Genomic DNA, 18,591 nt, shown 5'->3' with positions numbered 1-18,591 from the left:
GCGTCAACAATTACTTGTTGATAGCGTCGGTCAGCACTTTGGCTGGTACGAACTTGACGACTTTCTTGGCAGCGATTTCGATGGCAGCGCCAGTCGAAGGGTTGCGGCCGGTACGGGCAGGACGCTCGGAGACTTTCAGCTTGCCGATGCCTGGCAGAGTGATTTCAGCGCCGTTTTCCAGCTGGTCGGCAACGATCTGGCCCAGTTGCTCCAGCGCGTTTTTGGCGGTGGCTTTTGGCGCGGCGATCGATTCGGCGATGTCGGCAATCAGTTGGTCTTTGGTCAATGCCATGGTGATGTTCCTTCCCTATCAAATTCGATGGTTATGCAGCGAACTACGACGTTATCGGGCCAGCCCCTGTAAGTGGAGGGCCGCGCCAATCCCGTATCTAGATACGTAAATCGGCGTTTGGTTCGACACGACGACAGCACGCTGCCAGCAATGCGCCACACGAGGTGCACAAGACCGCGCAAAGCTACCACAGGAACGGATAAATATCCGCTGCGCACTTCGATTTAATGCAGGTTTTTCGGGGGTTTTAGCCTTAATCGCACAAATTTGAACAAAAAACGAACAACCGGCATTTCTGCCAACATCCGGCCACTGCACCACCTTGTGTCTGGGTTAAACTTGACGACTTTTGCAGCTCGCCGAGAATCCCATGCCAATCCGTCATTGCATCGTTCACCTGATCGACAAAAAGCCTGATGGCAGCCCCGCCGTGCTGCATGCCCGCGATAACGAACTGGCCGCTTCCGATGCCATCGAAAACCTGCTGACCGACCTCAACGACAGCTATAACGCCAAGCAAGGCAAGGCCTGGGGCTTTTTCCACGGCGAGTCTGGTGCGTACCCGCTGAGCGGCTGGCTGAAGCAATACCTGGAAAAGGAGAAAGACTTCACCGCGTTCAGTCGCGTGGCCGTGGAGCATCTGCAAAAGCTGATGGAGGAGTCGAACCTGTCCACCGGTGGCCACATCCTGTTTGCCCACTATCAGCAAGGCATGACCGAATACCTGGCAATCGCCCTGCTGCACCACAGCGAGGGTGTGGCGGTAAACGCCGAACTGGACGTAATGCCTTCGCGCCATCTTGACCTGGGCCAACTGCACCTGGCGGCGCGCATCAATTTGTCGGAGTGGAAGAACAACCAGAATTCCAAGCAGTACATCTCGTTCATCAAAGGCAAGAACGGCAAGAAGGTCTCGGAGTATTTCCGCGACTTCATCGGCTGCCAGGAAGGCGTTGATGGCCCGGGTGAAACCCGCACCCTGCTCAAGGCCTTCAGTGATTTTGTCGAGAGCGAGGACTTGCCCGAAGAGTCCGCGCGCGAAAAGACCCAGACCCTGGTCGAGTACGCCACTGCGCAGACCAAGATGGGCGAACCGGTGACCCTGGAAGAGCTGTCGAGCCTGATTGACGAGGACCGCCCCAAGGCGTTCTACGATCACATCCGCAACAAGGATTACGGCCTGTCGCCGGAAATCCCTGCGGATAAACGCACCCTTAACCAGTTTCGCCGCTTTACCGGGCGCGCCGAAGGGCTGTCGATCAGCTTCGAGGCGCATCTGCTGGGGGACAAGGTGGAGTATGACGAGGAAGCCGGGACCTTGATCATCAAAGGGCTGCCGACCACCTTGGTGGACCAGTTGAAACGACGCAAGGACTGATGGCCCTGGGGGCTGCCTTGCAGCCCTAAATCATGCAAGAAGCATCATAGGAGGCGACCAACGCCTCCTTCGCCGACTTGCGCAGCCGCTTCACCAGCCGCTCCTGCCGCAACGCCTCACCCTTGTCCGGCCACTGCTCCACATACACCAGCGCCTGGGCCGGGCTGGTCTTGAAGTACCGCGCCCCCCGCCCCTTCTGGTGCGCGGCAAAGCGCCGCTGCGGGTCGTCACTGATACCGCAATACAACGAACCATTCGCCGCCCGTACCAGATAGACAAACCAGGGTTTGCCTATGGCATGCACGACGACCTCACTCACCACGGGCCTGCTGAAATGCCCGCAGGCCCTTGAACGCTTGCTGGCGGACCTTGTTCTGCACCAGCGGCGACCAGCCGAGCAGCACCCCGGGCACGCCCAGCGCTTGCCGTGACCAGCGCCACAGGTCGAAGCTGTCGTCGTGCTGGCAGATCAACCCATCACGAATCACAAAGCGCGCCTGGATGTCATTGACCACGACACGGCCGGTCTGGCTGAACAGGTAAGTCGCCACCCAGTGCGCCCCACCACCACGTTCGTCGGCGCGGACGCTGTCGAACGCAAGGGTGAAGTCTGTGGCACGGCTGGTGAGCATGCGCCACATGTCACCCGCGTCCTTGCCGCGCAGGGTGCCGAAGACCGGGTCGCTGAAAACGACATCATCGCTGTAGCAGGCCACCATGGCCTCGGCGTCCAGGCGCTGGAAGGCCTGGTAGAAACGGGTGATCAGGTCGCGGTTGGCGTCGCTCATGGGCGGGTCCGTGCTGGGATCGAAAGCAGCACGATAATCTGCCCCGACGGCTTACGCCAGTGCCGGCCTCTTCGCGGGTAAACCCGCTCCCACAGGAAAGTGACAGGCCCAGAGCAGGCACAGATTCTGTGGGAGCGGGCTTACCCGCGAAGAGGCCGGCACTGCCAACATTTTCCTCAAACCCTCTCGCTGGTCACCTGCACATGCAAAGCACGCCCGGCACCCAACCCGAACACGATGGCGCCAATCCCCAGCACGGCAAAAATCCAGCCCACCGCCGCCCAGCCGCCGGTCATGTCATGTACCAGCCCTACTGCAAACGGCCCCATGGACGCCAAGGTGTAACCTACGCCTTGAGCCATGCTCGACAGGTTCGCCGCCACATGAGCATCTTTCGAACGCAGCACGATAAGGGTCAGCGCCAGGGCAAAGGTCCCCCCCTGCCCCAGGCCCAGCACCACCGCCCAACCCCATAGCCCCGAAATCGGCGCGTACAGGCAACCGAACAAGCCCGCCAAGGTGATCAGCATGACCATCACGATCGCCAGGCGCTGGTCCTTGCCGCGGGTCGCCAGCCAGGGTGCGCTGAGGGAACTGACCAATTGCACGATCACCGACCCCGACAGCACCAGCCCCGCCTCTGTAGGGCTCAGGCCGCGGCCGATCAGGATCGATGGCAACCAGCCAAATACTATGTAGGCCAGCGACGACTGCAGCCCCATGTACAGGGTCACCTGCCAGGCCAAGGGGTCACGCCACAGGCCGCGCACCCGGTAGGCTACTTTGTGCAAGCCATGCCCCTGACGGGCCTGGGGCAGCCACACCAGCATGGCCAGCAAGGCCGGGAGCACCCAGAAGCCCAGCCCCACCGCCCAGCTGTCGTCGAAATGCTGCGCCAGGGGCACAGTAGCCCCGGCAGCCATGGCCGCGCCCAGGCATAGCGCCATGGTGTACACGCCAGTCAGGGTGCCAGCGTGCTGGGGGAAATCGCGCTTGACGATACCGGGCAGCAGCACGCCGATGATACCGATGCTGGCTCCCGCCATCAGGCTACCAAGGAAAACCCCGGCGGCCCCCAGTGTACTGCGCACGACAATCCCCAGCGCCAAGGTGAGCAGAATGCCCACGATCACTCGCTCACTGCCAAAGCGCCGCGCCAGCAGCGGCGCCAGCGGGGCGAACAAGCCCAAGCACAGCACCGGCAAGGTGGTCAGCAAGCCTGCCTGCGACGCACTCAGCCCCAGGCCTTCGGAGACCTGGCCCAGCACCGGCGCCATGCTCGACAACGCCGGACGCAGGTTCAAGGCCACCAGCACCAGACCGAGCAACAGCAACCAGGGCCTGCGCAGCAGCACCGGCTGTTGCTGGACCTGCTCGTCGTCGGCTTCAGCGTCGATCAGCAGCTCATCGAGATCGCGCGGGTCGGGCGGGGTATTGCGAGTGATGGATTCAGCCATGGCCTTCTCGGGGTCAGGATTCGATGAGGGTACGGCTCAGGCGCTTGGCCCGCTCCGCGTCGCGTTGCTCGATGGCGTCGAGGATCTGTCCATGCAGGTCGAACGTGGCCTGGCAACGCGGCACGGTCGCCATGTTCTGCTGCAGCGCGGCAGCGACCACCCCGGAAAAGTAGCGGTACAGCTCACTTAACGCCGGGTTGTGAGCGGCATCTACCAGCCGTTGGTGAAACACCAGGTCGCAGGCCACATAAGCGTCGACATCACCATGAAAATGCCCGGCACTGCTGCCTAAGGCATCGCGCAGTACTTGCAGGTCGGCTGCGGTACGGCGCAGGGCCGCCAGGCCAATCGCTTCGGTTTCCAGGATATGGCGGGTTTCCCGGGCCTGCTCGGCACTGCAGCGCGACATCGCCTGCACCGCTTGCAGCGGGTCCTGGGCGGTGCGCAGGTAGCTGCCGTCGCCTTGACGGATTTCCACCAGGCCGCTGAAGGCCAGCACCCGCATGGCTTCGCGCACGGTATTGCGGCTGATGCCAAGCTGCAAGGCCAGTTCCGGCTCGGTTGGCAGACGCTGCCCTACCTGCCAGTCGCCCTGCAGAATGCGCTCGCGCATCGATTCCACAGCCAATTCGACCAATGAACGCCTGGTCAGCTCTGTACCCATCCCACTCAACCAATCATCCGATGAATTGCTGCAGCTTACTGGATCCGGGTCAATGGCGTAAACCACCTGTCATTTTTGCCAGTTGTGGAGAATACGCTTTGTTGCAACGCTCGCAGCACACCTTCAAGGATGCCTTTGCATGCGACGAGCGAGCCTGCTGCTATTGCTGTTCCTCACCTTGCTGCCCGGTTGTGATCCGGCGCAACAGCGCAGCCGCCCGAAGGCTTTGTTCATTGGCCTGGACGGTGTGCAACTGGAGCGATACCTGCTGCTGGGTGACGCCACCCACCTAAGGCAGCGGCTGTATTACGGCAAAGCCTACGCTGGCGGGATCAACGGCAGGGGCAGCGAGCAGCCGACCCTGAGCGGCCCAGGCTGGGTGACGCTGCTGACCGGCGTGTGGAGCAACAAGCATGGCGTTACTTCCAACGACGAATCATTGCGGGTTGACCGGGCGTTCCCCAGCCTGTTCAGGCGGCTGCGCCTGGCCATGCCCAACGCCTACCTGGCCAGCGTGGTCAACTGGTCGCCGCTGAATACGGCATTCATGCTGGAAGATGCGCATGGCGCAGATGTGCGTGAAAGTGGTTTATCGGATGAGCAGGTGATCGAGCGTACGCTGCAGATCCTTGGCAACACGCCCGCGGACTTCACCTTCATCCAGCTCGACGAACCGGACCAGGCCGGCCACGACAGAGGTTTTGGTGATCGTTACCAGCGCGCGCTGCGCAAGGTCGACAACCAGATTGGCCAGTTGCTGGACAAGGTCGATGAGCGGCGGCGCAGGTATCCGCAGGAAGACTGGCTGGTGATGGTCAGCACCGACCATGGCCGCGACTACTGGGGCAAAGGCCACGGCGGGCTGTCGGAACAGGAAAAGACCATCTTCATCGCCAGCAACAAGCCGCTGAACCAGGAGTTTACGCAACCCGGCATTCCTGCGGAAAACCCCGGCCCGAACCACCTGTACAGCCTGCCCGCGCAAACCTCGGTTGCACCGACCCTATTGCGCCACATGGGGTTGAAACTGCAGCCGGACTGGTTACTGGACGGGACGCCCTTGCTGGGAAACACCGGGGTGCGCAAGGCACGGGCGGATGAAAGCAAAGGGCAGCTGCGCTGGAACAGTAACGCCAGCGGCCATCTGAGCATTTTGAAGAACGGGCATGTGGTGGCGCAGGTGCCGGCCGCAGGCGGGCAATGGCGCGATCCGGAGGGGATGAAGCAGCAGAACGACTATGTGCTGGTGCTCGACGGAACACCGGCGGCGGTACGCAACAGGCCAGAGCCCAAGGCGGTTGTCATCGAAGAAAGCGGTTATTGAACACCGTTGCAGCGGCCTTGCGTCACGATTGGCGTGCAAGGCCGCTGCCACAGGGACTGCCGTCAGTTCAACGCATCAAGCAGCGCCTGGTTCATCTCCGGCGTGCCAATGGTGATCCGCAGGAACTGGGCAATACGCTGCTGCTTGAAGTGGCGCACGATCACCCCTTGCTCGCGCAAACGGGCCGCCAGCTCAGCGGCGTCCTGCTGCGGGTGACGGGCAAAGATAAAGTTGGCCGCCGATGGCAGCACGTCGAAACCTTTGGCCTGCAATTGACCAACCAGCACTTCGCGACTGTCGATCACCTTGCGACAGGTAGCCTCGAAGTACTCGCGGTCCTCGAACGCCACCGCAGCACCGACGATCGCCGCACGGTCCAGCGGATAAGAGTTGAAGCTGTTCTTGATCCGCTCCAGCGCCTCGATCAGGTCCGGGTGACCCACTGCCAGACCAACCCGCAGGCCGGCCAGCGAGCGCGATTTCGACAAGGTCTGGGTGACCAGCAGATTGTCGTAGCGGTCCACCAGGCTGATGGCTGTTTCGCCACCAAAATCGATATAGGCCTCATCCACCACCACCACCGAATCACGGTTGGCTTGCAGCAGCTGCTCCACCGCCTGCAACGGCATCAGGCAGCCAGTCGGCGCGTTGGGGTTGGGGAAGATGATGCCGGCGTTGGGCTTGTTGTAGTCACCAATGCGGATCTGGAACTGCTCGTCCAGCGCCACCTGTTCGAAGGCGATACCGTACAGGCCGCAGTAAACCGGGTAGAAGCTGTAGCTGATGTCCGGGAACAGCAGCGGGGCATCGTGCTGGAACAGGCCGTGGAAGATGTGCGCCAGCACTTCGTCCGAGCCATTGCCGACAAATACTTGCGCCGCAGTCACGCCGTAATACTCGGCCACCGCCTGCTTGAGCCGGTCGCCGTTCGGGTCTGGATAAAGGCGCAGATTGTCGTTCAGCTCGGCGCGCATGGCCTCCAGCGCCTTGGGCGACGGGCCGTAGGGGTTTTCGTTGGTGTTCAGCTTGACCAGGCGGGCCAGTTTGGGCTGCTCGCCCGGCACGTAAGGCACCAGGTCCTTGACGAAGGGGCTCCAGAATCGACTCATGCTCAGTTCCCCTTCTCTTGGGTCAGGATGCGGTATTCAGCACTGCGGGCGTGGGCGGTCAGCGACTCGCCACGGGCCAGCACCGATGCAGTGTGGCCCAGCTCGGACGCGCCCTGCTCGGAGCAGAAGATGATCGACGAACGCTTCTGGAAGTCATATACCCCCAGTGGCGACGAGAACCGCGCGGTGCCCGAGGTAGGCAATACGTGGTTGGGGCCGGCACAGTAGTCACCCAGCGCTTCGCTGGTGTGGCGGCCCATGAAGATCGCGCCGGCATGGCGGATGTGCGGCAGCCAAGCCTGCGGGTCGGCCACCGACAGCTCCAGGTGCTCCGGTGCGATGCGGTTGGCCACTTCGATCGCCTGCTGCATGTCACGCACCTGGATCAGCGCACCGCGGCCATTGATCGACTTCTCGATGATTTCGGCACGCTCCATGGTTGGCATCAGCTTGTCGATGCTGGCAGCAACGCGGTCGAGGAAACCGGCATCCGGGCTGACCAGGATGGCCTGGGCGTCTTCGTCGTGCTCGGCCTGGGAGAACAGGTCCATGGCGATCCAGTCCGGGTCGGTCTGGCCGTCGCATACCACGAGGATTTCCGACGGGCCGGCAATCATGTCGATACCGACCTGGCCGAACACGTGGCGCTTGGCGGTGGCGACATAGATGTTGCCGGGGCCGACGATCTTGTCTACCTGTGGCACGCTTTCGGTGCCGTAGGCCAGTGCAGCCACGGCCTGGGCGCCACCGACGGTGAACACCCGGTCGACACCGGCGATGCAGGCAGCCGCCAGCACCAGCTCATTGACCTCGCCACGCGGGGTCGGCACCACCATCACCACTTCCGGCACGCCGGCGACCTTGGCCGGAATGGCGTTCATCAACACCGACGACGGGTACGACGCCTTGCCGCCAGGCACATACAGGCCGGCGCGGTCCAGCGGTGTCACCTTCTGGCCAAGCACAGTGCCGTCGGCTTCGGTGTACTGCCAGGAGTCCTGCTTTTGCCGCTCGTGGTACATGCGCACACGGTTGGCGGCCTTTTCCAACGCTTCGCGCTGGGCCGCGGTGATGCGGGTCAGGGCCAGCTCCAGACGCTCACGGCCGAGGATCAGGTCATCGATACAGGTGGCGGCAACAGCGTCAAAACGCTGGGTGAACTCCACCAGCGCCGCATCGCCGCGCTCGCGCACGGCCTTGATGATGTCGAGCACGCGCTGGTTGACCGCGTCATCGGACACACTTTCCCAGCTCAGCAGATGATCCAGATGTCGGGCGAAATCCGGATCAGCAGCGTTGAGACGGGCAATTGCAGTGGACACGGTCATGGCGAGGGCCTCGATTATTAGCGAATGCTCAGGCGCCCTAGGCTACCAGTCCATCCGCGCGGGCACCCGAGAAAAGTGGCTATGACGCGGATAGACGGGCGCGACAGCGAAGGTCGCGCTCAGGAGTCAGCCGCGGTGTCGCGATTCGACAGCTTTACGCAGGGTGTCGATCAGGCTCTGGATACGAGCGTGCTGCATTTTCATCGAGGCCTTGTTGACCACCAGGCGCGAGCTGATCGTGGCGATCATTTCCTGGGGTTCGAGACCGTTGGCACGCAGGGTGTTGCCAGTGTCGACCACGTCGATGATCTTGTCGGCGAGGTTGATCAGCGGCGCCAGCTCCATCGAGCCGTACAGCTTGATGATATCGACCTGGCGGCCCTGTTCGGCGTAGTAGCGCTTGGCTACGTTGACGAACTTGGTGGCCACCCGCAGACGGCCCTTGGGCTCGGGTGCACCCACCACGCCAGCGGTCATCAGCTTGCAGCAGGCAATCTGCAGGTCCAGGGGCTCGTACAGGCCCTGGCCGCCGTATTCCATCAGCACGTCCTTGCCGGCCACGCCAAGGTCGGCGGCACCATGCTCGACGTAGGTTGGCACGTCGGTGGCACGCACGATCAGCAGGCGCACGTCGTCCTGCGTGGTGGGGATGATCAGCTTGCGGCTCTTGTCCGGGTTCTCGGTCGGTACAATACCGGCCTCGGCCAGCAATGGCAGGGTGTCGTCGAGAATACGGCCTTTGGAAAGCGCGATGGTCAACATTGGAACGTCGGTCCTTAAGCGGCTACTGCCGGCCGGGCGTTGAGCCCGACCGCATTCAATTCATCAGGTGCATCCTTGCACCAGCGGGCTACTAGCCCGGTACGCGGCGGATTTTCGCGCCGAGCATCTGCAGTTTTTCTTCGATGCACTCGTAACCACGGTCAATGTGGTAGATGCGATCGATCAGGGTGTCGCCTTCGGCCACCAGCGCCGACAGCACCAGGCTGGCGGAAGCACGCAGGTCGGTTGCCATTACCGGGGCACCCTTCAGCGTCTTGACGCCAGTGACGATGGCCGTGTTGCCTTCGACCTGGATCTGCGCGCCCATGCGGTGCATTTCGTACACATGCATGAAGCGGTTTTCAAAGATGGTCTCGATCACCGCGCCAGTGCCTTCGGCGATGGCGTTCAGCGAGATGAACTGCGCCTGCATGTCGGTCGGGAAGGCCGGGTACGGTGCGGTACGCAGGTTGACGGCTTTGGGCCGCTTGCCGTGCATGTCCAGTTCGATCCAGTCTTCGCCGGTATTGATGTCGGCGCCCGCTTCCTTGAGCTTTTCCAGCACGGCTTCAAGGATGGTCGGGTCAGTGTCCTTGACCTTGACGCGGCCACCGGTCACGGCAGCGGCAACCAGGTAGGTACCGGTTTCGATACGGTCCGGCATCACGCGATAGGTGGCCGAGTGCAGGCGCTCTACGCCATCGATGGTGATGGTGTCGGTACCCGCGCCTTGAACCTTGCCGCCCATGGCGTTGATGAAGTTGGCCAGATCGACCACTTCAGGCTCGCGCGCAGCGTTCTGCAGCACGCTGCGGCCTTTGGCCAAGGCAGCGGCCATCATGATGTTCTCGGTACCGGTCACGCTGACGGTGTCGAAGAAGAAGTGCGCACCGCGCAGGCCACCCTCAGGCGCCTTGGCCTTGATGTAGCCGGCTTCGACATCGATCTTCGCACCCATGGCCTCAAGGCCGCGGATGTGCAGGTCGACCGGGCGCGAGCCAATGGCGCAACCGCCTGGCAGGGCCACTTCGGCCTCGCCGAAACGGGCGACCATCGGGCCCAGCACCAGGATCGAGGCGCGCATGGTCTTGACCAGCTCATACGGCGCGACCAGGGTCTTGATGGTGCGTGGGTCGATCTCCACCGCGAGCTTTTCGTCGATCACGGGCTCGATGCCCATGCGACCGAACAGCTCGATCATGGTGGTGATGTCGTGCAGGTGTGGCAGGTTGCCCACGGTTACCGGGCCGTCAGCCAGCAGGGTCGCTGCCAGGATCGGCAGGGCTGCGTTCTTCGCGCCCGAAATGCGGATCTCGCCGTCAAGACGAGGGCCGCCAGTAATAATCAGTTTGTCCATTGGAGTCTCGCCGCCAAGTTGGCTCAGGTGCGCTCAGCCCAGGCTGCGCTGCTGAAAAATTTCATGGTTACCGCATGGATGCTGCCATTGGCGATCCACGGGTTCAGGTGAGCATAGATCGCCTGCTGACGTTTGACCGGGCTCAGGCCAGCCAACTCGTCGCTGATCACGTTCAACTGGAAGTTGCAGCCTTCGCCTTCAACTTCGACCCGGGAACCGGGCAATTTTTCTTCAAGGAAGCTTTTAACTTCTACGGCCTGCATGCTCAACCTCAATCGGCGCCCGATGCGCACGGGTCGGCCATCATACAAAAAAGCCCCTCGCCTGCGAAGCCCAACGAGGGCTTCGCTGACCGAGGGGCCATCATCCGTGCCGGGCCATCAGGTTGCCAGCACTTCATCGAGGTCATAGACCCCGGCAATTTCCCGCATGTCGTCGGGCATGCCACGTACCAGGCAGCCCTTGCCGGCGGCCTGGGCGTCACGCACGAATGCCAGCAGCAGCGAAAGGCCGACGCTGGTGGAGTGCTGCACCGCCGTGCAATCGAGCACCAGCTGTGCCTCAGCACTGGCCGCGATCAGTGCCTTGCCCTGCTTGCGCAGGGCCGGCCCGCTGCGATAGTCCAGCACACCGGCCAGGCGCAGCACGCCCGGCTCGGCCATGCTTACGGCGGCTTCACTCATTTGACGGTCTTCTCTGGCGAGCTGTCGGCGGTCTGCTTGGCCTTGGCCACTTCGCCGGCCCAGCCATCGATGGTCTTGTCCAGGTCGTTGCCGTTGCGCTGCATGGCGTCGGCAAACTGGTCGCGGAACAGCTTGCCGATATTGATGCCGTTGACGATGACGTTACGCACCTTCCACTCGCCGGAGATGTTCTCCAGGGTGTACTGCACCGGGTACACGGCACCGTTGTTGCCGGTAACCTTCATGCCGACACTGGCACGCTTGCCGTCATCGGCCTTGGCCGGATCAACCACGATACCCTGGTTGTTGTACTCCAGCAGCGCGTTGCCATAGAACTGCATCAGGCTGCGCTTGAAGTTTTCCTGGAAGCGCTGCATCTGCTCCGGGGTGGCCTTGCGCGAGTACTTGACGGTCATGATGCTGCGGGAAATACCGTCTGCGTCCACCACCGGGCCGAGGATACGATTCAGGGAATCATAGAAAGCACTGGGGTTGGACTTGTACTGTTCCTTGTTGGCCTTGAGGTCACCAAGCAACTCGTTGGTCGTGCTCTGAACCACGTCATGAGGCGTTTGGGCGGCCAACGCCAGCAAAGGGAAAGCCGCCAGCAGGACCAGCAGGCCACGTCGCAGGATCGAAATCATGGAAACTCCTTAATTAGCCGGTTGCGCTTCTTTCGGTTCCTTGCCAACAGAGTTGAGCAAGAACTTGCCAATCAGATCTTCCAGCACCAGTGCCGACTGGGTGTCGTGGATGGTCGCACCGTCCTTGAGCACTTCGTCTTCGCCGCCGACGCTGATGCCGATGTACTTTTCGCCAAGCAAGCCGGCGGTCAGGATCGAGGCAGTGGAGTCGGTCGGCAGGTTGTCAACCGACTTGTCCAGCTGCAGGGTTACCCGACCGGTGTAGGAATCACGGTCCAGATCGATGGCGGTGACCTTGCCGATGGTCACACCGGCCATGGTCACTTTAGCTCTGACCGTCAAACCGGCGATATTGTCGAAGTAGGCATAAACTTTATAGGTATCGCTGCTCGGGCTGGCCGACAGCCCGCTGACACGCAGGGCCAGCAGCAGCAGCGCCAGGATCCCGGCCAGGAGGAACAGGCCGACACCGATTTCCAGGGTGCGGTTTTGCATCAGAAATCTCCAAACATCAAGGCGGTCAGAATAAAGTCCAGACCCAGCACTGCCAACGAGGCATAGACCACGGTCTTGGTGGTGGCACGGCTGATCCCTTCTGAGGTGGGCTCACAGTCGTACCCCTGGAATACGGCGATCCAGGTCGTGACGAAGGCGAACACCAGGCTCTTGAGCAGCCCGTTGAGCACGTCGTCGGTAAACGAAACACTGTTCTGCATGTTGGCCCAGAACGAACCCTCGTAGACGCCCAGCCAGTCCACGGCCACCCACGAGCCACCCCAGATACCGACCACGCTGAAGATCAGCGCCAGCAGCGGCAGCGAGATGAAACCGGCCCACAGGCGGGGCGCGACGATGTACTTGAGCGGGTCGACGCCGATCATTTCCAGGCTCGACAGCTGCTCGGTGGACTTCATGTTGCCGATTTCGGCGGTCAGCGCAGACCCCGCACGGCCGGCGAACAGCAACGCCGTCACCACCGGGCCAAGCTCACGCAGCAGGGTCAGGGCCACCATCTGCCCTACCGCCTGCTCCGAGCCGTACTTGGTCAGGATGCTGTAGCCCTGCAGCGCCAGCACCATGCCGATGAACACCCCGGACACGACGACGATCGCCAGCGACAGCACACCAACCGAATACAGCTGCCTGGTCAGCAGCTGGAAGCCACCACCAATGCCGCCACGCCCGACCAGCGCATGGAACAGGAACAGGCAGGAACGCCCCAGCACTGCCAGCACGTCGATTGCCGAGCGGCCCAGCAGGCGGACACGTTCGAGTAAGGATTTTCTGCGCATCAACGCGCCCCCAGCAGGTCGGCGCGGTAGTCAGGCGCAGGAAAGTGGAAAGGTACCGGGCCATCCGGGTCACCCTTCATGAACTGGCGGATACGCGGGTTATCCGAGCCCATCAGCTCGTCAGGCGTACCCTGGCCCAGCACCTGGCCGTCACCCACCACGTAGATGTAGTCGGCAATGCTGGCGGTTTCCGCCAGGTCATGCGAAACGACGATGCTGGTGATGCCCAGGGCATCGTTGAGCAGGCGAATCAGCCGCACCAGCACGCCCATTGCGATCGGGTCCTGGCCGACGAACGGTTCGTCGTACATGAGGATCTGCGGGTCCAGGGCAATTGCCCGGGCCAGCGCCACCCGGCGCTTCATGCCACCAGAAAGCTCGTCAGGCATCAGGTCGATGGCGCCGCGCAGGCCGACGGCCTGCAGTTTCATCAACACGATGTCACGGATCATTTCGTCCGACAGCTGGGTATGCACGCGCAGCGGGAACGCGACGTTCTCGAAGACATCGAGGTCGGTGAACAGCGCACCGCTCTGGAACAGCACACCCATGTGCTTGCGGGCATCGAACAGATCGCTGCGCGACAGGGTCGGCAGGTTCTGCCCGGCAACCCATACCTCACCGCTGGACGGGCGCAACTGGGCGCCCATCAACCGGAGCAACGTGGTCTTGCCGCAACCCGATGGCCCCATGATGCCGGTGACCTTGCCGCGCGGGATGCGAATGTCGACGTTGCTGAAAATGCTGCGCGAACCACGTTTGAAGGTAACCCCCTTCAACTCGACCGCGTAGGCGCTATCCACACTCATCTAGACTCCTTGCTAGTGCAGCCTCGTCCTAATGGACGCCGGCCTCCATCTGGAAGGCACACGCACCCCTGACAGGCCGAATAGCGGCGAACTATAGCACCGCTGACAGCGCCGCCCCAAGGGCGGGCAACGAGTCGTTCAGCGCTGCGACAGGCTGGCCTGACATTCTTCACGGCAATCGAAAGCGTGAGGGTTTCTTCCATTGCGGCTATAATCGCCGCCTTTTCATCAGGCACTGCGTTTTCGACATGAGCCAATCCAGCGAGCTGATTCAATCCGCCCAGCGCACCGTGCGCCTGGAACTCGAGGCCGTCGAGGGCCTGCTGGCGCGCATCGACCAACACTTTGTCAAAGCCTGCGAAATCATCCTGGCTAGCGAGGGCAGGGTCGTGGTGCTGGGCATGGGCAAATCCGGGCACATCGGCAACAAGATCGCCGCCACCCTGGCCAGCACTGGCACACCGGCGTTCTTCGTGCACCCTGCCGAAGCCAGCCATGGCGACATGGGCATGATCACCGGCAGCGATATCATCCTGGCGCTGTCGAACTCCGGCAGCACCGCCGAGATCGTCACCCTGGTGCCGCTGATCAAGCGCCTGGGCATCAAGCTGATCAGCCTGACCGGCAACCCGGACTCCACCCTGGCCCAGGCAGCGGATGTCAACCTCGATGCCAGGGTCGCGCAGGAGGCCTGCCCGTTGAACCTGGCGCCCACCTCCTCCACCACCGCAGCACTGGTACTGGGCGACGCCCTGGCCATCGCCCTGCTGGAGGCGCGCGGCTTCACCGCAGAAGACTTCGCCTTCTCGCACCCTGGCGGCGCACTTGGGCGGCGCTTGCTGCTCAAGGTAGAGAACGTCATGCACGCCGGGGGTGAACTGCCTCAGGTGCAGCGCGGCACCCTGCTGAAGGATGCGCTGGTGGAAATGTCCCGCAAGGGCCTCGGCATGACCGTGGTCGTCGAAGCTGACGGCAAGCTGGCCGGGATTTTCACCGACGGCGACCTGCGCCGCAGCCTGGACCGCAACATCGATGTGCACACCACCCTGATCGACCAGGTGATGACGGTGCATGGCAAGACCGCCCGCGCGGAGATGCTCGCCGCCGAGGCCTTGAAAATAATGGAAGACCACAAGATCAACGCGCTGGTGGTCGTGGACCACGAAGACCGACCGACCGGCGCCCTCAACATGCACGACCTGCTGCGCGCCGGCGTGCTGTAAGGAGCGATGGAATGAGCCAGAACCTGATGCAACGTGGCAAGGCCATCAAACTCGCGGTGTTCGACGTCGATGGCGTACTGACCGATGGCCGCCTGTACTTCCTCGAGGACGGCAGCGAATTCAAGACCTTCAACACCCTCGACGGCCAGGGCATCAAGATGCTCATGGCCTCGGGCGTAACCACCGCGATCATCAGCGGCCGCAAGACCCCGGTGGTCGAACGCCGGGCCAGCAACCTCGGCATCCCGCACCTTTTCCAGGGCCGCGAAGACAAATTGGTGGTACTCGACGGCCTGCTCGCCGAACTGGGCCTAAGCTATGAACAGGTCGCCTACCTTGGCGATGACCTGCCCGACCTGCCGGTGATTCGCCGGGTAGGCCTGGGCATGGCGGTAGCCAGCGCCGCGCCGTTTGTTCGCCAGCACGCCCATGGCGTGACCCAGGCTCGCGGCGGCGAAGGTGCCGCCCGCGAGTTCTGCGAACTGATCATGCAGGCCCAGGGCACCCTGGACGCTGCCAACGCCAACTACCTGTAAGGCTGCCCATGTTCAGCAAGAAACTCCGCAATATCGCGCTGCTGACGGTGATCGCCGCCGTACTGGCAGCCATCGGTTACTGGAACGTCAGCCCGGAAAGCTTCCTCGACCAGCCGGTGGCCCAGGTCGACGAAAGCGCCATCGACTACTATGCGATCAACGCGCACAGTGTGCAGTTCCTGCCTGACGGCAAGCTGCAGTACGAAATGACCGCCGACAAGGTCGAGCATGTAAAGGCCAGCGAAGTCACCCTGGTGACCACCCCGGACCTGCGCCTGTACCGCGGCACCGAATACCCGTGGCACGTACAGAGCGTGCGCGCCGAGGTGAATCCGGACGGTACCGAGGTCGAACTGATCGACAAGGTACGTGTGGCACGCACCGACGAGAAGCAACGCGAAACGATTATTACCAGTTCGCGCATGACCGTATTTCCACAGAAGCAATATGCTCAGACCGAGCAAGCCGTTAGAATCGACGGCGCCGGTGGGACAACCACGGGCAAGGGCATGAAAGCCTATTTGAAAGAAGGCAGGATGGACCTGCTCTCTAACGTAAGAGGACAGTATGAGGCTCGTTAAAACCCTCCCCCTTTTGCTCAGCCTGAGCGCAGCACTGGGAACCGCGAGCGCCTTCGCCCTGCCGAATGACCGTGATCAGCCTATTCGCATCCAGGCCGACAACGCACACCTGGATGACAAGCAGGGTGTGGCCACCTATACCGGTGACGTGATCATTACCCAAGGCTCGATGATGATCAAAGGCAACACGGTGACCATGACCCGCGCGAGCAATGGCGACATCGACGTCGTCACCTCGGTTGGCAACCTGGCCTACTTCGAGCAGCAACAGAGTGCTGCCAAGCCCGACAAGATGAAAGGCTGGGCAGTCACCATCCAGTACCAGGCGCAAAAAGACACCGTGATCCTCACCGACCGCGCCAAGGTCGAGAACGAGGGCAACACCACCGAAGGCGAGAAGATCGTCTACAACACCAAGAGCCAGGTGGCGACTGCCGGGCGCGGTGGCAATGTGACCCAGCCACGTCAGCGTATCGACATGGTGATCCAGCCCAAGAAGAAGGCCGAGTAAATGGCAACCCTCAAAGCCCAGCACCTGGCCAAGAGCTACAAGGGGCGGCAGGTCGTGCGTGATGTCAGCCTGTCGATCGACAGCGGCCAGATCGTCGGCCTGCTCGGCCCCAACGGCGCCGGCAAGACCACCTGCTTCTACATGATCGTCGGCCTGGTCCAGGCCGAACAGGGGCGCGTGCTGATCGACAACCTCGACGTCAGCCACCAGCCCATGCACGGTCGCGCACGCGCCGGTATCGGCTACCTGCCGCAGGAAGCCTCGATCTTCCGCAAGCTGTCGGTGGCGGACAACATCATGGCCATCCTCGAGACCCGCAAGGACCTCGACCGCGACGGCCGGCGCAAAGAGCTGGAAAGCCTGCTGCAGGAATTCCATATCAGCCATATCCGCGACAACCTCGGCATGAGCCTGTCCGGCGGTGAGCGCCGCCGGGTGGAAATTGCCCGCGCTCTGGCGACCGCACCCAAATTCATCCTGCTGGACGAACCGTTCGCCGGCGTCGACCCAATCTCGGTCGGCGACATCAAGCAGATCATCCACCACCTCAAGGCCAAGGGTATCGGTGTGCTGATCACCGACCACAACGTGCGTGAGACACTGGATATCTGCGAAACCGCCTATATCGTCAACGATGGCCGGCTGATCGCCGAAGGTGATGCCGAAACCATCCTGGCCAACGAACTGGTCAAGGAAGTCTACCTGGGTCACGAGTTCCGGCTCTGACCCCGGAACGCGCCTGGAGCACCGCCAGACAGCCCTGCAACCGGGGGTAAAGTTGTTACGGTGCTCTAGGCAAACGCTACAATTTAAGGCATAAAACTTGCTTGATCTGGCGCCCCGGCGCCCTCGTGTAGTGGATGGCGCATGCGCGCCGGCGAACAAGGTATTAAGCCCCTGCCATGAAACCATCGCTCGTCCTAAAAATGGGCCAGCAACTGACGATGACACCGCAGTTGCAACAGGCCATCCGCTTGCTCCAGCTTTCCACCCTGGACCTCCAACAGGAAATCCAGGAAGCGCTGGAGTCGAACCCGATGCTCGAACGTCAGGAAGACGGCGAGGACTTCGACAACGGCGACCCGATGGCGGATAACGCCGAGAACAAGCCGACTGCCGAAGCCCAGGACAACAACTTCCAGGAAAGCACCGTCACTGTCGACAACCCGGAAGAAGGTGAGTGGAGCGAACGCATCCCCAACGAGCTTCCGGTCGACACCGCCTGGGAAGACATCTACCAGACCAGCGCCAGCAGCCTGCCGAGCAACGATGACGACGAGTGGGACTTCACTACCCGCACCTCTGTCGGCGAAAGCCTGCAAAGCCACCTGCTGTGGCAGCTCAACCTGGCGCCGATGTCCGACACCGATCGCCTGATCGCCGTCACCCTGATCGACAGCATCAACGGCCAGGGCTACCTGGAAGACACTCTCGAGGAGATCTGCGCCGGGTTCGACCCGGAGCTGGACATCGAGCTGGACGAAGTCGAAGCGGTACTGCACCGCATCCAGCAGTTCGAGCCAGCCGGCGTCGGCGCCCGCAACCTCGGCGAGTGCCTGTTGCTGCAACTGCGCCAACTGCCCGCCAGCACGCCGTGGATGACCGAAGCCAAGCGTCTGGTCAGCGACTTCATCGACCTGCTCGGCAGCCGTGACTACAGCCAGCTTATGCGGCGCATGAAAATCAAGGAAGACGAGCTGCGCCAGGTCATCGAGCTGGTGCAAAGCCTCAACCCGCGGCCTGGTTCGCAGATCGAGTCCAGCGAGCCTGAATACGTGGTGCCCGACGTGATCGTGCGCAAGGACAGCGAGCGCTGGCTGGTCGAACTGAACCAGGAGGCCATCCCGCGCCTG

22 protein-coding genes and 1 pseudogene are annotated in these 18,591 nt (G+C 62.2%); 8 read left to right on the top strand and 15 right to left on the bottom strand.

Going from position 1 to position 18,591, the window contains the following annotated elements:
- Window positions 1-10 precede the first annotated feature (10 nt).
- Complete coding sequence (locus HP546_RS02240) at window positions 11-292, bottom strand: HU family DNA-binding protein (protein ID WP_003255106.1); 282 nt, start codon at window positions 290-292, stop codon at window positions 11-13.
- A 370-nt stretch (window positions 293-662) separates the two neighbouring features.
- Between HP546_RS02240 and yejK the strand changes: the two genes are divergently transcribed.
- On the top strand, window positions 663-1,670 hold the full coding sequence (gene yejK, locus HP546_RS02235; protein ID WP_172219215.1) for a nucleoid-associated protein YejK: 1,008 nt from the start codon (window positions 663-665) through the stop codon (window positions 1,668-1,670).
- 25 nt (window positions 1,671-1,695) lie between these two features.
- Here yejK and HP546_RS02230 read toward each other — a convergent pair whose 3' ends face one another.
- The 4 genes from HP546_RS02230 to HP546_RS02215 form a co-directional block, all read right to left on the bottom strand.
- Window positions 1,696-1,989 (bottom strand): GIY-YIG nuclease family protein, encoded by a 294-nt coding sequence (locus tag HP546_RS02230; RefSeq protein ID WP_172219213.1) that lies wholly within the window; start codon window positions 1,987-1,989, stop codon window positions 1,696-1,698.
- Window positions 1,982-2,458, bottom strand: a complete 477-nt coding sequence (locus HP546_RS02225; RefSeq protein WP_172219211.1) for a nuclear transport factor 2 family protein — start codon at window positions 2,456-2,458, stop codon at window positions 1,982-1,984. The genes HP546_RS02230 and HP546_RS02225 overlap by 8 nt, the downstream gene beginning before the upstream one ends.
- A 176-nt stretch (window positions 2,459-2,634) precedes the next feature.
- A complete protein-coding gene (locus tag HP546_RS02220) occupies window positions 2,635-3,915 on the bottom strand; it encodes an MFS transporter (protein ID WP_172219209.1) in 1,281 nt (426 codons plus the stop codon).
- 13 nt (window positions 3,916-3,928) lie between these two features.
- Entirely contained in the window at window positions 3,929-4,579 is a 651-nt protein-coding gene (locus tag HP546_RS02215) for a FadR/GntR family transcriptional regulator (RefSeq protein WP_172219207.1), read from the bottom strand.
- Window positions 4,580-4,718: 139 nt separating this feature from the next.
- Here HP546_RS02215 and HP546_RS02210 point away from each other — a divergent pair, with 139 nt between their 5' ends.
- Window positions 4,719-5,903 (top strand): alkaline phosphatase family protein, encoded by a 1,185-nt coding sequence (locus tag HP546_RS02210; protein WP_172219205.1) that lies wholly within the window; start codon window positions 4,719-4,721, stop codon window positions 5,901-5,903.
- 62 nt (window positions 5,904-5,965) lie between these two features.
- On the opposite strand, the gene hisC is transcribed toward HP546_RS02210, so the two are convergent.
- The 10 genes from hisC to HP546_RS02160 form a co-directional block, all read right to left on the bottom strand.
- Entirely contained in the window at window positions 5,966-7,012 is a 1,047-nt protein-coding gene (hisC, locus tag HP546_RS02205; RefSeq protein ID WP_172219194.1) for a histidinol-phosphate transaminase, read from the bottom strand.
- 2 nt (window positions 7,013-7,014) lie between these two features.
- Window positions 7,015-8,340 (bottom strand): histidinol dehydrogenase, encoded by a 1,326-nt coding sequence (gene hisD / locus HP546_RS02200; protein ID WP_172219192.1) that lies wholly within the window; start codon window positions 8,338-8,340, stop codon window positions 7,015-7,017.
- A gap of 126 nt (window positions 8,341-8,466) precedes the next feature.
- The gene (gene hisG / locus HP546_RS02195; RefSeq protein ID WP_033701084.1) at window positions 8,467-9,102 is read right to left on the bottom strand and encodes an ATP phosphoribosyltransferase; all 636 of its coding nucleotides are present in this window, start codon (window positions 9,100-9,102) and stop codon (window positions 8,467-8,469) included.
- Window positions 9,103-9,193: 91 nt separating this feature from the next.
- Window positions 9,194-10,459, bottom strand: a complete 1,266-nt coding sequence (gene murA / locus HP546_RS02190; protein ID WP_172219190.1) for a UDP-N-acetylglucosamine 1-carboxyvinyltransferase — start codon at window positions 10,457-10,459, stop codon at window positions 9,194-9,196.
- Window positions 10,460-10,482: 23 nt separating this feature from the next.
- Complete coding sequence (locus HP546_RS02185) at window positions 10,483-10,722, bottom strand: BolA family protein (RefSeq protein WP_003255121.1); 240 nt, start codon at window positions 10,720-10,722, stop codon at window positions 10,483-10,485.
- Window positions 10,723-10,839: 117 nt separating this feature from the next.
- Complete coding sequence (locus HP546_RS02180) at window positions 10,840-11,142, bottom strand: lipid asymmetry maintenance protein MlaB (RefSeq protein ID WP_172219188.1); 303 nt, start codon at window positions 11,140-11,142, stop codon at window positions 10,840-10,842.
- The gene (locus HP546_RS02175) at window positions 11,139-11,786 is read right to left on the bottom strand and encodes a phospholipid-binding protein MlaC (RefSeq protein ID WP_172219186.1); all 648 of its coding nucleotides are present in this window, start codon (window positions 11,784-11,786) and stop codon (window positions 11,139-11,141) included. Before HP546_RS02175 ends, HP546_RS02180 begins: the two co-directional genes overlap by 4 nt.
- 9 nt (window positions 11,787-11,795) lie before the next feature.
- Window positions 11,796-12,281, bottom strand: coding sequence for an outer membrane lipid asymmetry maintenance protein MlaD (gene mlaD / locus HP546_RS02170; protein WP_010952152.1), 486 nt, complete (start codon window positions 12,279-12,281; stop codon window positions 11,796-11,798).
- The gene (gene mlaE / locus HP546_RS02165; protein ID WP_172219184.1) at window positions 12,281-13,078 is read right to left on the bottom strand and encodes a lipid asymmetry maintenance ABC transporter permease subunit MlaE; all 798 of its coding nucleotides are present in this window, start codon (window positions 13,076-13,078) and stop codon (window positions 12,281-12,283) included. Before mlaE ends, mlaD begins: the two co-directional genes overlap by 1 nt.
- Window positions 13,078-13,887 carry an ATP-binding cassette domain-containing protein gene (locus HP546_RS02160; RefSeq protein WP_172219182.1) on the bottom strand — a complete coding sequence of 270 codons (810 nt, stop codon included), beginning with the start codon at window positions 13,885-13,887 and terminating at the stop codon, window positions 13,078-13,080. The genes mlaE and HP546_RS02160 overlap by 1 nt, the downstream gene beginning before the upstream one ends.
- A 248-nt stretch (window positions 13,888-14,135) precedes the next feature.
- Here HP546_RS02160 and HP546_RS02155 point away from each other — a divergent pair, with 248 nt between their 5' ends.
- From HP546_RS02155 to HP546_RS02130, 6 genes and pseudogenes are all read left to right on the top strand, one after another.
- Entirely contained in the window at window positions 14,136-15,110 is a 975-nt protein-coding gene (locus HP546_RS02155; RefSeq protein ID WP_172219180.1) for a KpsF/GutQ family sugar-phosphate isomerase, read from the top strand.
- 11 nt (window positions 15,111-15,121) lie between these two features.
- Entirely contained in the window at window positions 15,122-15,646 is a 525-nt protein-coding gene (locus tag HP546_RS02150; RefSeq protein WP_172219178.1) for an HAD family hydrolase, read from the top strand.
- 8 nt (window positions 15,647-15,654) lie between these two features.
- Entirely contained in the window at window positions 15,655-16,227 is a 573-nt protein-coding gene (lptC, locus tag HP546_RS02145) for an LPS export ABC transporter periplasmic protein LptC (RefSeq protein ID WP_172219176.1), read from the top strand.
- Window positions 16,214-16,738, top strand: a complete 525-nt coding sequence (gene lptA, locus HP546_RS02140) for a lipopolysaccharide transport periplasmic protein LptA (RefSeq protein WP_172219174.1) — start codon at window positions 16,214-16,216, stop codon at window positions 16,736-16,738. Before lptC ends, lptA begins: the two co-directional genes overlap by 14 nt.
- Entirely contained in the window at window positions 16,739-17,464 is a 726-nt protein-coding gene (gene lptB, locus HP546_RS02135) for an LPS export ABC transporter ATP-binding protein (RefSeq protein WP_010952146.1), read from the top strand.
- Window positions 17,465-17,640: 176 nt separating this feature from the next.
- A pseudogene (locus HP546_RS02130) lies at window positions 17,641-18,591 on the top strand (RNA polymerase factor sigma-54); the annotation flags it as partial.

It is taken from the genome of Pseudomonas sp. CM25 (assembly GCF_013179705.1).
Taxonomy (GTDB): Bacteria; Pseudomonadota; Gammaproteobacteria; order Pseudomonadales; family Pseudomonadaceae; genus Aquipseudomonas.
Note: the sequence above shows the minus strand (reverse complement) of the source record. Positions and strands in the feature narration are given on the sequence as shown.

Coding starts and splice junctions, on each gene's coding strand:
- murA (WP_172219190.1), bottom strand. CDS start 10,459: ATGGACAAACTGATTATTACTGGCGGCCCTCGTCTTGACGGCGAGATC.
- lptA (WP_172219174.1), top strand. CDS start 16,214: ATGAGGCTCGTTAAAACCCTCCCCCTTTTGCTCAGCCTGAGCGCAGCA.
- hisC (WP_172219194.1), bottom strand. CDS start 7,012: ATGAGTCGATTCTGGAGCCCCTTCGTCAAGGACCTGGTGCCTTACGTG.
- HP546_RS02220 (WP_172219209.1), bottom strand. CDS start 3,915: ATGGCTGAATCCATCACTCGCAATACCCCGCCCGACCCGCGCGATCTC.
- HP546_RS02160 (WP_172219182.1), bottom strand. CDS start 13,887: ATGAGTGTGGATAGCGCCTACGCGGTCGAGTTGAAGGGGGTTACCTTC.
- lptB (WP_010952146.1), top strand. CDS start 16,739: ATGGCAACCCTCAAAGCCCAGCACCTGGCCAAGAGCTACAAGGGGCGG.
- lptC (WP_172219176.1), top strand. CDS start 15,655: ATGTTCAGCAAGAAACTCCGCAATATCGCGCTGCTGACGGTGATCGCC.
- HP546_RS02175 (WP_172219186.1), bottom strand. CDS start 11,786: ATGATTTCGATCCTGCGACGTGGCCTGCTGGTCCTGCTGGCGGCTTTC.
- HP546_RS02155 (WP_172219180.1), top strand. CDS start 14,136: ATGAGCCAATCCAGCGAGCTGATTCAATCCGCCCAGCGCACCGTGCGC.
- mlaD (WP_010952152.1), bottom strand. CDS start 12,281: ATGCAAAACCGCACCCTGGAAATCGGTGTCGGCCTGTTCCTCCTGGCC.
- HP546_RS02150 (WP_172219178.1), top strand. CDS start 15,122: ATGAGCCAGAACCTGATGCAACGTGGCAAGGCCATCAAACTCGCGGTG.
- HP546_RS02185 (WP_003255121.1), bottom strand. CDS start 10,722: ATGCAGGCCGTAGAAGTTAAAAGCTTCCTTGAAGAAAAATTGCCCGGT.
- HP546_RS02225 (WP_172219211.1), bottom strand. CDS start 2,458: ATGAGCGACGCCAACCGCGACCTGATCACCCGTTTCTACCAGGCCTTC.
- yejK (WP_172219215.1), top strand. CDS start 663: ATGCCAATCCGTCATTGCATCGTTCACCTGATCGACAAAAAGCCTGAT.
- mlaE (WP_172219184.1), bottom strand. CDS start 13,078: ATGCGCAGAAAATCCTTACTCGAACGTGTCCGCCTGCTGGGCCGCTCG.
- hisG (WP_033701084.1), bottom strand. CDS start 9,102: ATGTTGACCATCGCGCTTTCCAAAGGCCGTATTCTCGACGACACCCTG.
- HP546_RS02240 (WP_003255106.1), bottom strand. CDS start 292: ATGGCATTGACCAAAGACCAACTGATTGCCGACATCGCCGAATCGATC.
- HP546_RS02210 (WP_172219205.1), top strand. CDS start 4,719: ATGCGACGAGCGAGCCTGCTGCTATTGCTGTTCCTCACCTTGCTGCCC.
- HP546_RS02180 (WP_172219188.1), bottom strand. CDS start 11,142: ATGAGTGAAGCCGCCGTAAGCATGGCCGAGCCGGGCGTGCTGCGCCTG.
- HP546_RS02215 (WP_172219207.1), bottom strand. CDS start 4,579: ATGGGTACAGAGCTGACCAGGCGTTCATTGGTCGAATTGGCTGTGGAA.
- hisD (WP_172219192.1), bottom strand. CDS start 8,340: ATGACCGTGTCCACTGCAATTGCCCGTCTCAACGCTGCTGATCCGGAT.